The sequence below is a fragment of the Agromyces larvae genome (assembly GCF_022811705.1).
In the GTDB taxonomy this organism is placed as follows: Bacteria; Actinomycetota; Actinomycetes; order Actinomycetales; family Microbacteriaceae; genus Agromyces; species Agromyces larvae.
Genome location: NZ_CP094528.1, coordinates 3,884,415 through 3,900,891, shown reverse-complemented (window position 1 = coordinate 3,900,891; position 16,477 = coordinate 3,884,415). Strand labels below are relative to the sequence as shown.

Sequence of the window (16,477 nt, the reverse complement as noted above, 5' to 3'; positions counted from 1 at the left end):
AGCATCCGGTCACAGCAGGTATGGATGCGAATCTCGACGACGCGCTCGCCGTCTTCACCGCCGTCCGCCGGCGCCTGTTCGGCATCGCGTACCGCATGCTCGGCACCGCGACCGAGGCCGAGGACCTGGTGCAGGAGACCTGGCTGCGCTGGCAGGGCACCGACCGCACGGTCGTCGACGATCCGCCCGCGTTCCTCGCGACGACGACGACCCGGCTCGCGATCAACCAGCTGCAGTCGGCGAGAGTGCGCCGCGAGACGTACATCGGCCCCTGGCTGCCCGAACCCGTCGACACGAGCGCGGACCCGACGCTCGGCGCCGAGCGCACCGAGGCGCTCGGGTTCGCGGTGCTCGTGATGCTCGAGAAGCTCACCCCCACCGAGCGCGCGGCGTACGTGCTGCGCGAAGCGTTCGCCTACGAGTACCCGCAGATCTGCGACATCATCCAGGTGTCCGAGGCGTCGGCCCGGCAGCTCGTGAGCCGCGCACGCAAGCACCTCGCGGGCGAGCGGCGCCGCGAGGCATCCAAGGACGAGCAGCGACGTCTGCTGACCGCGTTCGTCGCCGCCGCGAAGACCGGCGACCTCGCCGCGCTCGAGCGCCTGTTCGCCGAGGACGTCGTGTCGTATTCCGACGGCGGCGGCGTGGTGCGCGCGTCGAAGTTCCCGGTGCGCGGGCGCGTCACCGTTGCGAAGTTCGTGCGCGCGTTCCACACCCACTTCTGGAACGGCGTCGACGTGATCCAGGCCGAGTCGAACGGGCAGCCGTCGGTGCTGCTCGCGAAGGAGGGGGCGGTGTTCGCGGTGCTCACCGTCGTCGCCTCGACCGACGAGGGGGGTGGGCCGGGCATCGACCAGGTGCTCTGGATGATGAACCCCGGCAAGCTCGGCGCCGCGTACGCGCATGTCTCCTGACGGCGTGGCAGGGCGTCTGCTGCGTGCCCTGACCGGCCGCGATCAGTTCGTGGTCGCGTCGATGTTCGACCCCGATGCGCACCTGGTGATCGACTCCGGCGACGAGACCGCCGGTCGATGGGAGGGTCGTGCGCGCATCGCCGGCATCCTGCTCGGTCGGCTCGCGAAGCAACCGGATGCCTCGCTGATGGTGGTGCACGTCAACGGCGGGCCGGGGCTGGCGCTGCGCCGACCCGACGGCGCGGTGCTCGGCGTGCTGGTGATCGGCGGGCGGCCGCGGCACGGCGAGGGCTCCGAGACATCCGTGCCGATCAGGGAGCTCTACCTGACGACCGCACCGCACAAGCTGCTGTCGTGGAACCGCGAACCGCTGGGCTGAGCCGTCACTCGCCGACAGCGTCCACGACCGCGCCGATCTTCTCGGCGTTCACCATCCAGAACACCCGGTCGATGCCGTCGGACGTCACGTTCACCGCGATCACCGCGAAGGGCGCACCGAACGCCGAGAGCAGCATCGCGGGCTGGCCGTTGGCCTGCACGGGTGTGAGGTCGACGTCGTTCCAGAACCACTCCGAGACGGCGTGCACGAACTTGGCGACGCGCTCGCGCCCGACGAGCGGGAACCGCGCGGCCTGGGCGTGCCCGCCCCCGTCGGAGAGCGACACGACGTCCTCGGTGAGCAGCGACTCGAGCGCGGCGAGGTCGCCCGAGCGAGCCGCGTCGAGGAATGCGTCGAGCAAGAGGCGCTGCCGGCCGGCCGGCACGGGGGCGTGCCGTTCATCGTCGAGGTGCGCGGTCGCCCGGCTGACCAGCTTGCGCACGCTCGTCTCGTTCGAGTCGAGGATCTCGGCGATGCGCGCGTACGGATAGTCGAACGCGATGCGCAGGACGTACGCGGCGCGCTCGCGCGGCGAGAGCCGTTCGAGCAGCAGCAGGAACGCGAAGCCCAGGTCGTCGCCGCGCTCGCTCAGCACCTCGGGGTTGGCGTCGGTGTCGATCGGCTCGGGCAGCCACGGGCCGACGTACGCCTCGCGGCGGGCGCGGGCCGACTGCAGCGCGTTGATCGCGAGCCGGGTCGCGGTGGTCGCGAGGAACGCGGCGGGCTCGCGCACGGCGTCGCGGTCGGTGCGCTGCCAGCGGATCCAGACCTCCTGTACGAGGTCTTCGGCGTCGATGACGCTGCCGAGCATGCGGTACGCGATGCCGAAGATGCGCGGCCGGTGCTCGGCGAACACGGCGATCGCCTCGTCGAGCCCGGGCGGCCTCGTCGTCGGCCGCCACGCGCGCTGGGGCATCCGGATCTCAGGTCTCGCGGTCTTCAACTGCTCGTGCGTGCGCATGGCGCTTCCCCTCGTTCCCCTGGCGCGGTGTTCCCGACGCGACACACCGTACTCTTCCTCGTGTACAAGTCAATAGCACACGAGACAATTTGCTACGATGCGGTCATGGATGATCGCGAAGCATCGGTGCCGCTCGACGACATGGTGTGCTGGAATCTCTACTCGGCCGCGCGCGCGGTGACCGCCGCGTACCGGCCGCTGCTCGAGCCGCTCGGCGTGACCTACCCGCAGTACCTGGTGCTGGCGAACCTGTGGACGCACGGCGACCAGACCGTCGGTTCGCTCGTCGAGCGCATCCAATCCGACTACGGCACGATGACCCCGCTGCTGCAGCGGCTGGAGAAGCGCGGGCTGGTGCGCCGCACGCGCAGCGCGACCGACGAGCGCACGGTGCACGTCTCGCTCACGGAGGAGGGCGAGGCGCTGAAGCAGCGCGCGGCCGGCATCTACCCGGCGATCAGTGAGCTGTTCGGCTTCGGCACGGAGCAGGGCGCCGTCGCACTCGAGGCGCTGCGCGGCATCATCCGCGCGGCCGAGGAGCGCGCCGCCGGCGCCTGACGGTCGCAGGCAGGTCACACCTGCGGATGCCTCCCGGTCATGTCTGGTGAACCCGAACCGCTCACCACACCGATCGGAAGGAACCATCATGACCGAGCACGTGCTCGAACCCGCCGCCCAGGCGATCGCGGACGCCACCGCGACCCCGCCGTTCTTCGCCCAGCTGACCCCCGCCGAGGCCCGCAAGGTGCTCGACGACGTGCAGGCCGCGCCCGTCGCGAAAGCCGACGTCGACGAGCGCTGGGTCACCGTGCCCGCCGAGGTGGGCGACGTGCGGGTGCGCATCGTCACCCCGCCCGGAGCATCCGCTCGTACCGAGCCGCTCCCGACGATCCTGTACATCCACGGCGGCGGCTGGGTGCTCGGCAACGCCGGCACCCACGATCGGCTCGTGCGCGACCTCGCGACCGGGGTCGGCGCCGCCGTCGTGTTCGTCGAGTACGACCGCTCGCCCGAGGCGCGCTACCCCGTCGCGATCGAGCAGGCGTACGCCACGGCGCGCTGGATCCTCGCCCACGGCGAGGAGTACGGGCTGGATGCCTCGCGGCTCGCGGTCGCCGGCGACTCCGTCGGCGGCAACATGTCGGCCGCGGTCGCGATCCTCGCGAAGCAGCGCGGGGATGTCACGTTCGTGCACCAGTCGCTGTACTACCCGGTGACGGATGCCGCGCAGGACACGGCCAGCTACCGCGAGTTCGCCGAGGGGCCGTTCCTGCGCGCCGACAGCATGGCGTGGTTCTGGGACAACTACCTGCCGGATGTCGCGACCCGCGCCGAGATCACCGCGTCGCCGCTGCGCGCAACCCTCGAAGAGCTGTCGGGCCTGCCCGAGACGCTCGTGATCGTCGATGAGAACGACGTGCTGCGCGACGAGGGCGAGGCGTACGCGCGCAAGCTCACCGAGGCGGGTGTGCGCACCACGGCCGTGCGCGTGAACGGCACCGTGCACGACTTCATGATGCTGAACCCGCTGCGTGAGACGGCGGCCTCGACCGCCGCGATCGAGCTGGCGGTGCACGTGCTGCGGAAGGCGTTCGCTCCGTCACAGATCCCGGCTCTCTCCGGTCGGAGTCAGTGAGGCCGAACTCGCGGCCCACCGTTGGGAGGAGCACCACTCATGAAGGTCATCGTCATCGGAGGCACCGGCCTCATCGGGTCCAAGGTCGTCGAACTGCTCGCCGAGCACGGCCACGAGGCCGTGGCCGCTTCGCCCAACACGGGCGTGAACACGGTCACGGGCGAGGGCGTCGCCGAGGCGCTGCAGGGCGCCGACGTCGTCGTGGATGTCTCGAACTCGCCGTCGTTCGCCGACGACGACGTGCTGGCGTTCTTCACCGCGTCGACCCGCAACCTCATCGAGGCCGAGCGGGCGAACGGTGTGGCGCACCACGTCGCGCTGTCGATCGTGGGCGCCGACCTGCTGCCCGACAGCGGCTACCTGCGGGCGAAGGTCGCGCAGGAGCGGCTCATCACCGAGTCGGGGGTGCCGTTCACGATCGTGCGCGCGACGCAGTTCTACGAGTTCGTGCGCCGCATCGCCGACTCGACGACCGGCCCCGACGGGGTCGCCCGGGTCTCGACCGGCATCATGCAGCCGATCGCGGCCGCGGATGTCTCGACCGCCGTCGCGCGCGCCGCCGCCCATGAGCCGGTGAACGGCGTCATCGAGATCGGCGGACCCGAGCGGATCGCGATGGACGAGCTGATCCGACGAGGACTCGCCGCCGCCGGCGACACCCGCGAGGTCGTCTCCGACCCCGAGGCGCCGTACTTCGGCACGGTGCTGCGCGGTGCCGAGCTGGCCCCGGCGAGCGCCGACGCGCAGCTGTCGACCCTCACGTACGACGAGTGGCTGGCCGCGCAGGCGGCCGCTTCGACCGCGGCTCCGACTGCGGCTCGGACCGCGAAGTAGCCGGGGGCCGATCGTCATGCGCATCGCGGTCATCGGCGGCACCGGCCTGATCGGCACCCGGATCGTCGACCGGCTCCGGTCGACGAGCCATGACGTCGTCGTCGCGTCGCGCGCGACCGGCGTCGACTCGTACACCGGCGAGGGTCTCGCAGAGGCCCTCGCCGGTGCGGAGGCGCTCATCGACGTCACGAACTCGGGGTACCTCGACGAGGCGGGCGCGAACGAGTTCTTCTACGCCTCGACCCTCAACCTGCTCACCTTCGGCGAGGCGGCCGGCGTGTCGCATCACGTCGCGCTGTCGGTGGTCGGCACCGACCGGCTGGCGCGCAACGAGGGCGGGTACTTCGCGGCGAAGCTCACGCAGGAGCGGCTGATCCGGCAGTCGGGTCGACCGTTCACGATCGTGCACGCGACCCAGTTCTTCGAGTTCATCCAGTCCATCGCGGACGCGGCGGCGGTGCAGCACATCGTGCGGCTGTCGAGCGCGTTGATCCAGCCGATGGCCGCCGACGACGTCGCCGCAGCGGTCGCGGGCGCCGTGCTGCGAGCGCCGGCGCGCGACGTCGTGGAGTTCGGGGGACCCGAGCGGTTCCGTCTGCACGAGATCGTGCAGCAGGGGCTGCGGATCCGTCAGGACCCTCGCCAGGTCGTGGCCGATCCGCTGGCGCAGTACTTCGGCACGGCGCTCGACGAGCGCGATCTGCTGCCGGGGCCCGACGCCACCCTCGCCGAGACCCGCTTCGCCGACTGGATCGCCGCGGGCGGCGACCTGGCCGCGGCCGGCGAGGCGGGTCGCACGTACGCGCCCGAGGGGGTGTCGTGATGTCCGCGACTCTCCCCCGGCTCGGGCCGCTGCGCCGCATCGAAGCGGGTGTGCTCGACGTCGCGTACGTCGACCTCGGCCCCGCCGACGGCACGCCCGTGGTGCTGCTGCACGGGTTCCCGTACGACCGGCACAGTTATGCGGATGTCGCACCGCTGCTGGCCGAGTCGGGGTTCCGGGTGATCGTGCCCGAGCTGCGCGGGCACGGCGGCACCCGGTTCCGCGATCGCACCGCGCCACGCACGGGCGAGCAGGCCGCGCTCGGGCAGGACGTGATCGACCTGCTCGACGCGCTCGGCATCGAGCGGGCGGTGCTCGCCGGATACGACTGGGGCGGGCGCGCCGCGTGCGTGGCCGCCGCGCTGCATCCCGAACGGGTCGCGGCTCTCGTGAGCGTGAACGGCTACCTGATCCAGGACATCCGCTCTTCGATGCATCCGCTGGACCCTGCGCTCGAGGCGGGCTTCTGGTACCTCTTCTACTTCCTGACCGAGCGCGGTCGCGCCGGGCTGACCGCGAACCGGCGCGGCATCGCCGAGGTGATCTGGCGTCGCAACTCGCCCGAGTGGGCGTTCGACGACGCGACCCTCGACCGCGCGGCGGAGGCGTTCGAGAACCCCGACTGGGTCGACGTGGTGCTGCACTCGTACCGGCACCGGCTCAACCACGTCCCGGGCGCGCACGAGTACCTGCGCGACGAGGGCGCGCTCGCGAAGCTGCCCGCGATCACGGTTCCGGCGGTCACGCTCGACGGCGAGGCGGACGGCAACTTCCCGGTGACGGATGCCTCGGCCCAGGCCGCGCACTTCACCGGGCCGCGCGTGCACCGGCACGTGCCCCACGCCGGCCACAACCTGCCGCAGGAGCAGCCCGGGGCCTTCGCCGACGCGGTGCGGGAGGCGGCGTCGCTCGCCGAGGAGGCGTCGGCGGCTGCCTAGACTCGCTCGCATGGCGACCTCCGACGACCTCGTGCTGTGCTGTCTGCTCTGGGCTCATCCCGGCGAAGAGGCGGCCCTGGTCTCCTACGAGGACGCGGTGCTCGCCCTCGTGCCCGACCACGGCGGTGAAGTGGTGGAGCGGGTGCGGGGCGACGGATCGTCGGGGCATCCGCTCGAGGTGCAGGTCTTCCGCTTCCCGAACCAGGCCGCGGTCGACGCCTACCTCGCCGACCCGCGCCGCACCGCGCTCTCAGCCGAGCGCGATCGCACCGTGGCCCGCACCGAACTCTTCCCGGTGGTGCGCGCGTAGCCTCGAGCGCCCCGATCCGTCCGCCCGCGCCCGTCGGCCCGCGCCCGTCGGCCCGCGCCCGTCGGCCCGCGCCCGTCGGCCCCGCCGACTCCGGCACTGATGCGCCTGTGGCATCACCCCACCCGTCTCCCGCGTCTCCCGCGTCTCCCGCGCTCCCGCGCCCACTGGTGCCGCCGACTCCGGCACTGATGCGCCTGTGGCATCGCCGCCACCCGTCTCCCGCCCCGCGGCTCCGGCACTGATGCGCCTGTGGCATAGCGCCCTCCCCCGATCGCCCCACACCTCCGGCACTGATGCGCCTGTGGCATCACCCGCCACCCCGATATGCCACACACGCATCAGTGCCGGAGGCGACCGAAGATGGCCCCTCCCCGGTATGCCACCGGCGCATCAGTGCCGGAGGCGACCGAAGATGGCCCCCTCCCCGGTATGCCACCGGCGCATCAGTGCCGGAGGCGGCGCGCGCGTCACCCATCCCGATATGCCACCGGCGCATCAGTGCCGGAGGCGGCGAGGCGGAAGGGTGTCGGGGGCGGGTGGCAGGGTGGGGTGCATGGGGATCGAGGTGCGGGCGGCGACGGACTTCGCCGACGTGGCGACGATGGTGGGGCCGAAGAAGCCCGAATCGAACGTGTGCTGGTGCCTGAGCTACCGGTTGCCGTCGAAAGAGAACCTGGCGCTGCGCGGCCCCGAACGCGGCGAGCGCGTGCGGCAGCTCATGGCCGAGCCGATCCCGCCCGGGGTCCTCGCGTACGACGGAGACGAGGTCGTCGGCTGGGCGGGCGTGCACCCCCGCGCCGAGACCGCGTTCGCGACGAGCCGCAAGATCCCGCACGTCGACGACCTCGACGTCTGGAGCGTGTGGTGCCTGCGCGTGCGCCCCGGCCACCGCGGGCAGGGCATCGCGCACCACCTGCTCGACGGTGCGATCGCGTTCGCACGCGAGCACGGCGCGCCCGCGATCGAGGGGTACCCGGTCGACAATCGCGGCGCGAAGGTCGACCTCACGATGGCGTACGTCGGCACCCGGTCGCTGTTCGAGCGCGCCGGGTTCACCGAGGCCGCAGTGAGCGGTTCGGTGATCAACGGGTTCCCGCGGTTGGTGATGCGGCTGATGCTCGGCTGAGCCGCATGACGAACCGGCTCAGGCCTCCGCCGGCCGTCACGCGTGCCGTTGAGGGCGCCGGCCGCCGATTCCGGCCGATCGCGACGAGCGCGACGAGCGCGACGAGTGCGACGCGACGCGGATCAGTCGATGAACGCGACGGCCCGAACCGGCGCGCCGTCGGCGTCGATCGGCAGCGGGAAGAACCCCGCGCGCACCCGCTCGGGCAGGCCGTCGAGACCCGTCAGGTTCTCGACGATGAGCGCGTCGCCGCCGAGCACGACCTCGTGCACCGGGAACGACGTGCCGCCGGCGACCGTCGGATCAGGGCTCAGCGTGTCGACGGCGAGCAGGCGAAGGCCTCGGCGCATCAGTTCGGCCGCAGCATCCGCGTCGAGGGCGGGGTGGTCCAGCGCGGCCGGTGAGCCGAACCGCGCCGCCCAGCCCGTGTCGACGATCACGATCGGAGGCACCCGCTCGGGCAGCCCGCCGGCGAGCGCGGACTCGAACGCATCGAGCCCGTACGTCGACCGCGGCGCGAGCCCGGCGAGATGCACGACCAGCGCATCGCCGACGAGTTCGTCGAGCGCGATGCGCCCGGTCGTGCGTCCGCCGGCCACGCTGTGCGAGGGCGCGTCGAGGTGGGTGCCCGTGTGCGAGCCGAGGTGCAGGCGGGCCACATCGACGCCGTCGCGCGCGAGCTCGAGGGCGGGCTCGAGACGCACATCGGGATCGCCCGGGTAGACCTGCATCCCGGTCGAGATCGGATGACTCAGCTCGCGCATCACGTCAGCTCACGCCGTGGCATCCGTCGCGACATCCGTCTCGCTCGTGGCATCCGTCTGACCCGACCCGCCCGATCCGGCGAGGTGCACGCTCTGCTCGCGCGCATGCCGCGCGCGATCGGGCAGCATCGCCACGAGGTAGAGCACGAACGTCAACGCGAACGCCGGGATCGTCGCGCCGACCGGCAGCGGCCACACGTACGTCCACAGGTACGACACGACCGCGCCCACGACCCACACGCCGACCGCGATCCAGTTCACGCCCGCGGTGTACCAGTAGCGGCCACCGCGGCGCTGCAGGATGTCACGGCTGTACGCCGACCGCTTGATCAGGTAGTAATCGACGATCATGATCGCGAACACCGGCACGAAGAACGCGCCGATCATCACCAGGAAGTCGGTGAACTGGTTCAGCAGGCCGAGCCAGGTCGACCCGATGATCGAGATCAGGCCGAGCACGAGCGCGGTCGGCAGGAACCGCAGGCGGCTGCCGATGCGCGCGTTCACGACCGAGGTGACCATGCCGTAGACGACCATCGTGTTCGTCGCCATCACCGACAGGAAGATGACGATCGCGAGCGGCGCACCGAACGCGCCGACGATCGTGCCCGGGTCGAACGCCACCGCGTCGCCGCCCGAGAGGATGACGTAGCCGAGCGCGACCGCGCCGAGCGTCATCGAGATGACCGTCGACAGCGTGTAGCCGATGCCCGACCCGATGATGCCGGCACGGCTCGACGCGGCCAGCCGGTTGAAGTCGGCCGACAGCACCGTCCACGAGATCGCCGTCGCGATCACGATGTCGAGCACCACGACCGGCGTGAGGCCGAGCGACTCGTCGGCCGGGATGGCCTGGAACTCGGCGGGGCTGAACGTCGTGAACGCGGTGATGAAGATCCACGCGATGATCGCGAGCATCGCCACCGCGAGCCACGGCTCCACGCGCGCGATGCCCTCGTGCCCGAAGATGGCGAGCACGACGACCAGGGTCTGCGCGAGCACCGAGAACAGGATCGGATTCGAGAACCCGGTCAGGCTGTGCACCAGGTAGTCGACGGTGACGCCGGCGAGCATCGCCTGCACCCAGCTCCAGCCCATCAGGATGACGACGTTCGCGGTCACCGGCAGCAGGCTGCCGTTCGTGCCGAACGCGCCACGGGTGAGCGCCATCGTGGGCAGACCCGTGCGGGTGCCGATGTTGCCGACGAGGGTCAGCACGATCGCCCCGCCCACCGTGCCGAGCACGATCATCGCGAACGCGATGCCGAAGTCGACGGCCGGGATGAAGAGGGTGCCGGTGAGCAGCGTGGTGACCACGAGGTTCGCAGCGAGCCAGATCATGCCGATGCGGCGCAGCGAGAGCGTGCCGCGGATGGGGCCGGCGTTGTCGGCCTGCTGTTCGAGGTGGCGGTCGAGGCGGGTGTAGAGCGACATTGCTCCTCCTGGGGTGGGGTTCTCGGGGGAAGGGTCAGGCGGGGGCCGGGGACAGGTGCTCGTGCACGGCGGTGAGGGCGTGGCCGGCCGCCGCGTCGTCGGGGTCGGTATCGGTGTCGGTGTCGGCATCGGCGACACGGAAGACGATGGTCTCGCGCTCGCGATACGACTCGACGGCGCCGTCGCCCGTGTCGACGCTCGTGGCGACGTCATGCGTGAACACAGCGCCGCCGGGGAAGGTCTGCACGCGCGAGCCCGACGACTCGCACGACCGCACGCGCCACCCGCTCTCCACCCACTCGCGCCACAGGCGTTCGTACGCGGCCCGGTCGTCGAGGCGGGTCGGCTCGGTGTGGAACAGGAACGTCGCGTCGGGCGAGAACGCCGCGAAATAGCGGTCGCCGTCGGTCGCGGCGAACGCGTCGACGATCTCGGCCGCGGCGCGGCGCACCTCGGCGGCGTGGGGTTCTCGAGCGGTCATGCGGGGACTCCTTCAGGGGCGGGGCGCCATCGCGCTGATCAGTTCGTAGGCGACGTGGGATGCCGCGACCGCCGTGAGCTGGGCGTGGTCGTAGGCCGGGGCGACCTCGACGACATCGGCGCCCACGATGCGCCGGTCGGCCAGCGCGCGCACCATGCGCAGCAGTTCACGGCTCGTGAGGCCGCCGGCCTCGGGGGTGCCGGTGCCGGGTGCGTGGGCCGGGTCGAGCACGTCGATGTCGATCGAGATGTACAGCGGCGCGTCGCCGATGCGGGCGCGGATGCGCTCGATCGCCGCCGGCACGCCGTGCTCCTCGACGTCTTCGCTCGTCACGATCGCGAATCCGAGCCGCTCGTCGTCGGCGAGGTCGTCGACCCCGTAGAGCGGGCCGCGGGTGCCGACGTGCATGCTCGCGGTGAGGTCGATGAGCCCCTCCTCCGACGCGCGCCGGAACGGCGTGCCGTGCGTGATCGGCGCACCGAAGTACGTGTCCCAGGTGTCCAGGTGCGCGTCGAAGTGCAACACCGCGACGGGTCCGTGCTTCGCGTGCACGGCCCGCAGCAGCGGCAGGGCGATGGTGTGGTCGCCGCCGATGACGACCAGGCGGTCGGCGCGATCGGCGAGCGCGAGGGCGCCCTGCTCGATCTCGGCGACGGCCTCGTCGATCGAGAACGGATTGACGGCGAGGTCGCCCGCGTCGGCGACCTGCTGCGTCTCGAACGGCGACACCCGCTGCGCCGGGTTGAAGGGACGAAGCAGCCGGGATGCTTCGCGCACATGCGCGGGGCCGAACCGGGCGCCGGGGCGGTAGCTGACCCCGCTGTCGAACGGCACGCCCACGATCGCGATGTCGGCGTGCTCGACCTCGTCGAGCCGAGGAAGCCGCGCGAAGGTGGCGATGCCCGCGAACCGGGGGACGCGGCTGGCGTCGACCGGGCCGACCGGCGTGCCCGGTGTGCCGTCATCGGAAGCAGGTTGCATAGCAGTAAACTTTCGATATTCTGAGGTAAACCTTGCGGTCACGGTACGCCCGCGCGCCGACGCTGTCAATGAGGAGTCCGCCGTGCGTCCAGTCCATCCCGGCCCGAGCAGCGCACCCGTCGCGATCGGGGCGCGCATCCGCAACGCCCGCAAGGCCCAGGGCCTCACCCTGGCCCAGGTCGCCGATGCGAGCGGACTCACCAAGGGGTTCCTCTCGCGACTCGAGCGCGACGACACCTCGCCGAGCGTCGCGACGCTCGTGCAGCTCTGCCAGGTGCTCTCGCTCCCGGTCGGCGCACTGTTCGCCGAGCCCGAGATCCAACGGGTCGCCCTCGACGAGGCGCCGCTCATCAACCTCGGCGGAACGGGGGTGGTCGAACGGCTCGTCTCCCCTCGCAGCGAGTCGCGCGTGCAGATCATCCGGTCGAGCATGCAGCCCGGAGCATCCGGTGGCACCGAGCTCTACACGATCTCGAGCGAGGTCGAGGTGCTGCACGTGATCTCGGGCTCGCTCGTGGTGCACTTCGTCGACCGCACCGAGCGCCTCGCAGCGGGCGACTCGCTCACCTTCCCGGGGCGCGAACCGCACAACTGGGCGGCCGACCCCGACGAGGGAGCCGAGGTCGCGTGGGTGCTCGTGCCCGCGGCGTGGAGCGGCACCTCCTGACCTGATGCGGATGTCGGCGCTGCGCGCTAGCGTGCCCCCGTGGACGGAAGGACGACCATGACCGCGCTCGACGAGCTCCGCACCTCCATCACCGGCACCGTGGTCCTCCCCGGCGACGCCGACTACGACACCGCCAGGCAGCCGTGGAACCTCGCGGTCGACCAACGGCCGGCCGCGATCGCGACCCCCGCCGACGTACGCGAACTGCAGACCGTCGTGCGCACCGCGGCCGCCGCAGGCCTCAAGGTCACCGCCCAGCCGAACGGCCACGGCGCCGACGGCTCGCTCGACGGGGTCGTGCTCGTGCGCACGAGCCGGTTCGACCGGCTGGTCGTCGACGAGCCGGCGCGGGTGCTGCGCGCCGGCGCCGGAGTCAACTGGGGGCGGGCGCTGCAGGAGCTCGACGGCACCGGGCTGGTCGCCCTCGCCGGCTCCAACCCCGAGGTGAACATCGTGGGGCTCGCGCTGAACGGCGGGCACTCGATGTTCAGCCGCCGCTACGGCCTCACGGCCCGTTCGATCATCACCGCGCGACTCGTCGACGCGGCCGGCGACGAGCTCGAGCTCTCCGACGCCGACGACCCCGATCTGATCTGGGCGCTGCGCGGCGGCGGCGGCCACTTCGGCATCGTCACCGAGATCGAGCTCGCCCTGCACGCGGGCGACGCACTGTTCGGCGGCAGCCTGATGTTCGCACCCGAGCACGCGGTCGCGGCGATCACGGCGGCGTTCGACCTGTCGCGCGAAGCGCTCGACCTCGGCCTCGAGGTGGGCATGATGCGGTTCCCCGACGTGCCGCTCGTGCCCGAGCCGATGCGCGGCCAGACGGTCGCCACCGTGGCGATGGTGCACGTCGGCGACGAGGCCGAGGGGCGGGCGTTCGCCGATCGGCTGCTCGCCGTCGCCGAACCGGTGGCGAACACCCTCACCGCGTTCACGATCGGCTCGCTCGCGGCCGTCGCCGCCGAACCGGTCGACCCCATGCCGACCGCCGACCTCGGCGGTGTGCTCAGCGGATTCGACGAGACGTTCGCCCGCGACTTCGTGGCGGCGTTCCTCGCGGGTGCCGACCTCGGGCTCACCCGGTGCGGGCTCCGCGTGCTCGGCGGCGCGATCGCCGACGAACTCGGCGCCGAGCGATCGGCGATCGGTGCGTTGCACGCACCGCTGCTCATGAACGCGGGGGTGGTGCTGATGGGCCCCGGCATCGACCCCGCCCGGGCGCTGCAGCCGCTGCGCGAGCTCGCGGCGAGGTATCCCGCGACGGGCGGGGTGCCGAGCTTCCTCGGCACGGGCACCACGCTCGCCGACGCCTATCCCGCCGAGGTGGTCGAGCGGCTCGCCGAGATCAAGCGCCGGTTCGACCCGACCGGGCTGTTCGTCGGCAACCGGCCGATCGCCCGGGCCTGACGCGTCAAGGGGTTCCGCGATGTCCGAGGCATCCGCCAGCATGGCCCGCATGGATGCAATCGACTGGCTGCTCGACGCCGACCCCGCGATCCGCTGGCAGGTCGCGCGCGACCTGCTCGACGCACCCGACGACGAGGTGGCCGCCGAACGCGCGCGTGCGGCGACCGAGGGCTGGGGGGCCGAACTGCTCGCCCGACAGGCCGACGACGGCTACTGGGGCGGGCACGAGTACGGCGAAGAGGGCGCGCGCAACAGCGTGATGTGGACGTTGCAGATCCTGCGCAACTTCGGCATCGATCCCGCCGACCCGCGGGTCGCGGGGGCGATCGATCGCGTGCGCGACGGCGTGACGTGGCGCGAGTTCGACGACCGGCCCTACTTCTCCGGCGAGGAGGAGGCCTGCGTGAACGGCGGTGTGCTCGCGAACGCGGCGTACTTCGGCCAGCTCGGTGCCGGCAGCAGCGAGATCGTGCGGCGGCTGTTCGACGAGCAGCGCGCCGACGGCGGGTGGAACTGCGAGCCCGACTCCGACCGTTCGTCGATCGACACCACGATGTGCGTGCTCGAGGGGCTGCTCGCGTACGAACGTGCGATCGAGGCCGGTGACGACGGTGCCGATCCCGCACTGCTCGACACGGTGCGCGACGCCCGACGACGCGGCGAGGAGTACCTGCTCGCGCGGCAGCTCTACCGTCGCCGCTCCACCGGAGAAGTCGTGAAGCAGCGCTATCTCGAGCTCTCGTTCCCCACCTACTGGTGGTACGACGTGCTGCGGGCGCTCGACTACTTCCGCGCCACGGGCGCGTCGGCCGACCCCCGCCTCGCCGACCCGCTCGACCTGCTGCGCTCGCAGCGTCTCGACGACGGGCGGTGGCCCGCGGGCCGTCCAAAGCGCGGGCACGACGCCTACGAGATCGACGTCCCCGAGGGCGAACCGAGCCCGTGGAACACCCTGCGCGCCCTGCGTGTGCTGCGGTGGGCCGAGACCGAGCACCCCGAGTGAGGAGCATGCCATGACCGATTTCGTCGATCCGTTGGAGGAGCCGCTGGGCTTCGACCGCGACCCGCGCGGCGCGCTCGATCCGAACGCCGAAGAGGCGTACGCCGCCGAGCTCGAGGCCGAGCGCCGCGAAGCCGAGGACACTGAGGACGCCGCGGCCGAGGGCACCGGCGCCGAGGACGGCTCCGTGGTCACAAGTGCCAGCGAGGGCGACCCGCTCGACCCCGAGACTCCGGTCGACAACCTCGAGTAGGTCGCAGGTCCGCCGGGGGCGCATCGCCGGGGGCGGGAGGGGGTCGGCCGGCCCCGGTCGGCCGGCCCCGGTCGGCCGGCCCCGGTCGGCCGGCCCCGGTCGGCCGGCCCCGTTCGGCCGGCGCCGTTCAGCCGGCCCCGTTCAGCCGGCGCCGCCGATCAGCGCCTCGCCGAGCGGCGTGCGCTCGTGCAGCACTCGGGCTCCGTCGCGCGTGGCGGCGATCAGGCCGCTGTCGCGGAGGATGGCGAGGTGGTGCGACGCGGTCGAGATCGCGAGCCCGGCATCGGCGGCGACCTGCGAGGTGGTGCGTGCGGCGTGCGCCGTGACCAGGATGCGCGCCCTGGTCTCGCCGACGAGCGCCCCGAGCGCGTCGGCGACGGCGACGGGGTCGCGCGCCCACCGTTCCGTGACTCCCTGTGCCGGGTAGAACAGCGTCGGCTGCACGCCCTGCTCGGTGAGCACCGTGCACCCCTGCCCGCCGAACACCGAGGGCACGAGCACGAGGCCGCTGCCGCGGCAGTCGATGGTGTCCGAGAACCGGCGCAGCTGCACGCGCACGGCATCGCCGCTCCAGCTCACCGACGTGTGCAGCGCGCCCACCATGCCGGCGATGCCCTCGGCCGCGATCCTGCGCGCCCGCACCGCGATGTCGGCGCGGAGGATGCGCTCGAGCTGCGGCCACACGGGTTCGAGCGCCGCCCGCCAGAGCAACTGCCCGGCGTCGGCGATGCGTTCGCGGGTGCGTTCGGGCTCGTCGATCAGGTCGCGGATGCGCCGCTGCCTGGCGCCGCTCGACCGCAGCACCATCTTGTGCAGGTCGAACCGGATCTGTTCGAGCGGCACCTCGCGCAGCCGGGCCGCCTCGCGGTCGGGCGTGGTGTCCCATGCGGGGGTCGAGGTGAGGAAGTCGGGGAAGTACCCGTCGATGCCGATGACGTCGGCGAACAGGTCGAACGCGTCGCGCGGCAGACGTCCGCGCACACCGCGCAGCCAGCCCCACTGCATCGGATGCCCGTCCGGCCGCTGGAGCACGCGCATCGCGTGGCAGAGTTCGTGGCCCGGCGAGATGCCGAACCGGATGGCTCGCAGGTCGTCGGGGGCGAGCCGGAAGTCGACGAAGTTTCGATCCATATCGAAACACTAACGGTGCCGGATGCCACGGCGAGAGCCTGTCCGCATGAACGCCGCAGAGATCACCATGACCCCGACCATGACCCCGCCCTCCCCCGCCGAACTCGTGCCCGGCGACTCGCTCGTCATCGGCACGGGGCGGACCCGCCGGTTCGTCGGCCAGGAGCACGGCGCGGGCGTGTCGTACTTCTTCGTCGACAACGAGCCGGGCGAGGGCCCCGGGCTGCACTGGCATCCCTACGCCGAGACGTGGGTCGTGCTCGACGGCACCGCGCGCATCCGCATCGGCGAGCAGACGCTCGTCGCCCAGGCCGGCGACACCGCGACCGTCCCGGCCGGGGTCTGGCACGGCTTCACCAACGTCGGCGAGGGTCGCCTGCGGGTGCTCTGCATCCACGCGTCCGCCGTCATCGTCCAGACCTGGGCGGAGTGAGC

At 72.1% G+C, this 16,477-nt stretch carries 20 protein-coding genes; 14 read left to right on the top strand and 6 right to left on the bottom strand.

Annotated elements, in window-relative coordinates; genetic code table 11:
- Positions 1 to 20: 20 nt before the first annotated feature.
- Both MTO99_RS18475 and MTO99_RS18470 read left to right on the top strand, forming a co-directional pair.
- On the top strand, positions 21 to 914 hold the full coding sequence (locus tag MTO99_RS18475; protein WP_243555643.1) for an RNA polymerase sigma-70 factor: 894 nt from the start codon (positions 21 to 23) through the stop codon (positions 912 to 914).
- 4 nt (positions 915 to 918) lie between these two features.
- The gene (locus MTO99_RS18470; RefSeq protein ID WP_243555642.1) at positions 919 to 1,293 is read left to right on the top strand and encodes a sigma-70 family RNA polymerase sigma factor family protein; all 375 of its coding nucleotides are present in this window, start codon (positions 919 to 921) and stop codon (positions 1,291 to 1,293) included.
- Between the two features lie 4 nt (positions 1,294 to 1,297).
- On the opposite strand, the gene MTO99_RS18465 is transcribed toward MTO99_RS18470, so the two are convergent.
- Positions 1,298 to 2,254 (bottom strand): RNA polymerase sigma-70 factor, encoded by a 957-nt coding sequence (locus tag MTO99_RS18465; protein ID WP_243555641.1) that lies wholly within the window; start codon positions 2,252 to 2,254, stop codon positions 1,298 to 1,300.
- A 105-nt stretch (positions 2,255 to 2,359) separates the two neighbouring features.
- Between MTO99_RS18465 and MTO99_RS18460 the strand changes: the two genes are divergently transcribed.
- The 7 genes from MTO99_RS18460 (at position 2,360) to MTO99_RS18430 (ending at position 7,921) form a co-directional block, all read left to right on the top strand.
- Complete coding sequence (locus tag MTO99_RS18460) at positions 2,360 to 2,812, top strand: MarR family winged helix-turn-helix transcriptional regulator (protein ID WP_243555640.1); 453 nt, start codon at positions 2,360 to 2,362, stop codon at positions 2,810 to 2,812.
- A gap of 88 nt (positions 2,813 to 2,900) precedes the next feature.
- Positions 2,901 to 3,890 (top strand): alpha/beta hydrolase, encoded by a 990-nt coding sequence (locus tag MTO99_RS18455; RefSeq protein ID WP_243555639.1) that lies wholly within the window; start codon positions 2,901 to 2,903, stop codon positions 3,888 to 3,890.
- A gap of 39 nt (positions 3,891 to 3,929) precedes the next feature.
- Positions 3,930 to 4,724, top strand: a complete 795-nt coding sequence (locus MTO99_RS18450) for an SDR family oxidoreductase (protein ID WP_243555638.1) — start codon at positions 3,930 to 3,932, stop codon at positions 4,722 to 4,724.
- Positions 4,725 to 4,740: 16 nt separating this feature from the next.
- On the top strand, positions 4,741 to 5,547 hold the full coding sequence (locus tag MTO99_RS18445) for an SDR family oxidoreductase (RefSeq protein WP_243555637.1): 807 nt from the start codon (positions 4,741 to 4,743) through the stop codon (positions 5,545 to 5,547).
- Entirely contained in the window at positions 5,547 to 6,485 is a 939-nt protein-coding gene (locus MTO99_RS18440; protein WP_243555636.1) for an alpha/beta fold hydrolase, read from the top strand. The genes MTO99_RS18445 and MTO99_RS18440 overlap by 1 nt, the downstream gene beginning before the upstream one ends.
- Positions 6,486 to 6,495: 10 nt before the next feature.
- A complete protein-coding gene (locus MTO99_RS18435; protein ID WP_243555635.1) occupies positions 6,496 to 6,795 on the top strand; it encodes a hypothetical protein in 300 nt (99 codons plus the stop codon).
- Positions 6,796 to 7,348: 553 nt separating this feature from the next.
- On the top strand, positions 7,349 to 7,921 hold the full coding sequence (locus MTO99_RS18430) for a GNAT family N-acetyltransferase (protein ID WP_243555634.1): 573 nt from the start codon (positions 7,349 to 7,351) through the stop codon (positions 7,919 to 7,921).
- A 122-nt stretch (positions 7,922 to 8,043) separates the two neighbouring features.
- Here MTO99_RS18430 and MTO99_RS18425 read toward each other — a convergent pair whose 3' ends face one another.
- From MTO99_RS18425 to speB, 4 genes are read right to left on the bottom strand one after another with little or no spacing between them, the layout of a single operon-like run.
- Positions 8,044 to 8,685, bottom strand: coding sequence for a cyclase family protein (locus MTO99_RS18425; RefSeq protein WP_243555633.1), 642 nt, complete (start codon positions 8,683 to 8,685; stop codon positions 8,044 to 8,046).
- A 9-nt stretch (positions 8,686 to 8,694) separates the two neighbouring features.
- Positions 8,695 to 10,119, bottom strand: a complete 1,425-nt coding sequence (locus MTO99_RS18420; protein WP_243555632.1) for a purine-cytosine permease family protein — start codon at positions 10,117 to 10,119, stop codon at positions 8,695 to 8,697.
- Positions 10,120 to 10,153: 34 nt separating this feature from the next.
- Entirely contained in the window at positions 10,154 to 10,600 is a 447-nt protein-coding gene (locus tag MTO99_RS18415) for a YybH family protein (protein WP_243555631.1), read from the bottom strand.
- A gap of 12 nt (positions 10,601 to 10,612) precedes the next feature.
- A complete protein-coding gene (speB, locus tag MTO99_RS18410; protein WP_243555630.1) occupies positions 10,613 to 11,581 on the bottom strand; it encodes an agmatinase in 969 nt (322 codons plus the stop codon).
- Positions 11,582 to 11,663: 82 nt separating this feature from the next.
- On the opposite strand from speB, the gene MTO99_RS18405 reads away from it, so the two are divergent.
- From MTO99_RS18405 to MTO99_RS18390, 4 genes are read left to right on the top strand one after another with little or no spacing between them, the layout of a single operon-like run.
- Positions 11,664 to 12,248, top strand: a complete 585-nt coding sequence (locus MTO99_RS18405) for a helix-turn-helix domain-containing protein (RefSeq protein WP_243555629.1) — start codon at positions 11,664 to 11,666, stop codon at positions 12,246 to 12,248.
- A 57-nt stretch (positions 12,249 to 12,305) separates the two neighbouring features.
- Complete coding sequence (locus tag MTO99_RS18400) at positions 12,306 to 13,658, top strand: FAD-binding oxidoreductase (RefSeq protein ID WP_243555628.1); 1,353 nt, start codon at positions 12,306 to 12,308, stop codon at positions 13,656 to 13,658.
- 19 nt (positions 13,659 to 13,677) lie between these two features.
- Complete coding sequence (locus MTO99_RS18395; RefSeq protein ID WP_243555627.1) at positions 13,678 to 14,661, top strand: hypothetical protein; 984 nt, start codon at positions 13,678 to 13,680, stop codon at positions 14,659 to 14,661.
- Positions 14,662 to 14,671: 10 nt separating this feature from the next.
- Positions 14,672 to 14,911 (top strand): hypothetical protein, encoded by a 240-nt coding sequence (locus tag MTO99_RS18390; protein ID WP_243555626.1) that lies wholly within the window; start codon positions 14,672 to 14,674, stop codon positions 14,909 to 14,911.
- Between the two features lie 141 nt (positions 14,912 to 15,052).
- Here the strand turns inward: MTO99_RS18390 and MTO99_RS18385 are convergent, their stop codons facing one another.
- Positions 15,053 to 16,042: an ArsR/SmtB family transcription factor gene (locus MTO99_RS18385; RefSeq protein WP_243555625.1), complete on the bottom strand. Its 990-nt coding sequence runs from the start codon at positions 16,040 to 16,042 to the stop codon at positions 15,053 to 15,055.
- Positions 16,043 to 16,088: 46 nt separating this feature from the next.
- On the opposite strand from MTO99_RS18385, the gene MTO99_RS18380 reads away from it, so the two are divergent.
- A complete protein-coding gene (locus tag MTO99_RS18380; RefSeq protein ID WP_243555624.1) occupies positions 16,089 to 16,475 on the top strand; it encodes a cupin domain-containing protein in 387 nt (128 codons plus the stop codon).
- Positions 16,476 to 16,477 lie beyond the last annotated feature (2 nt).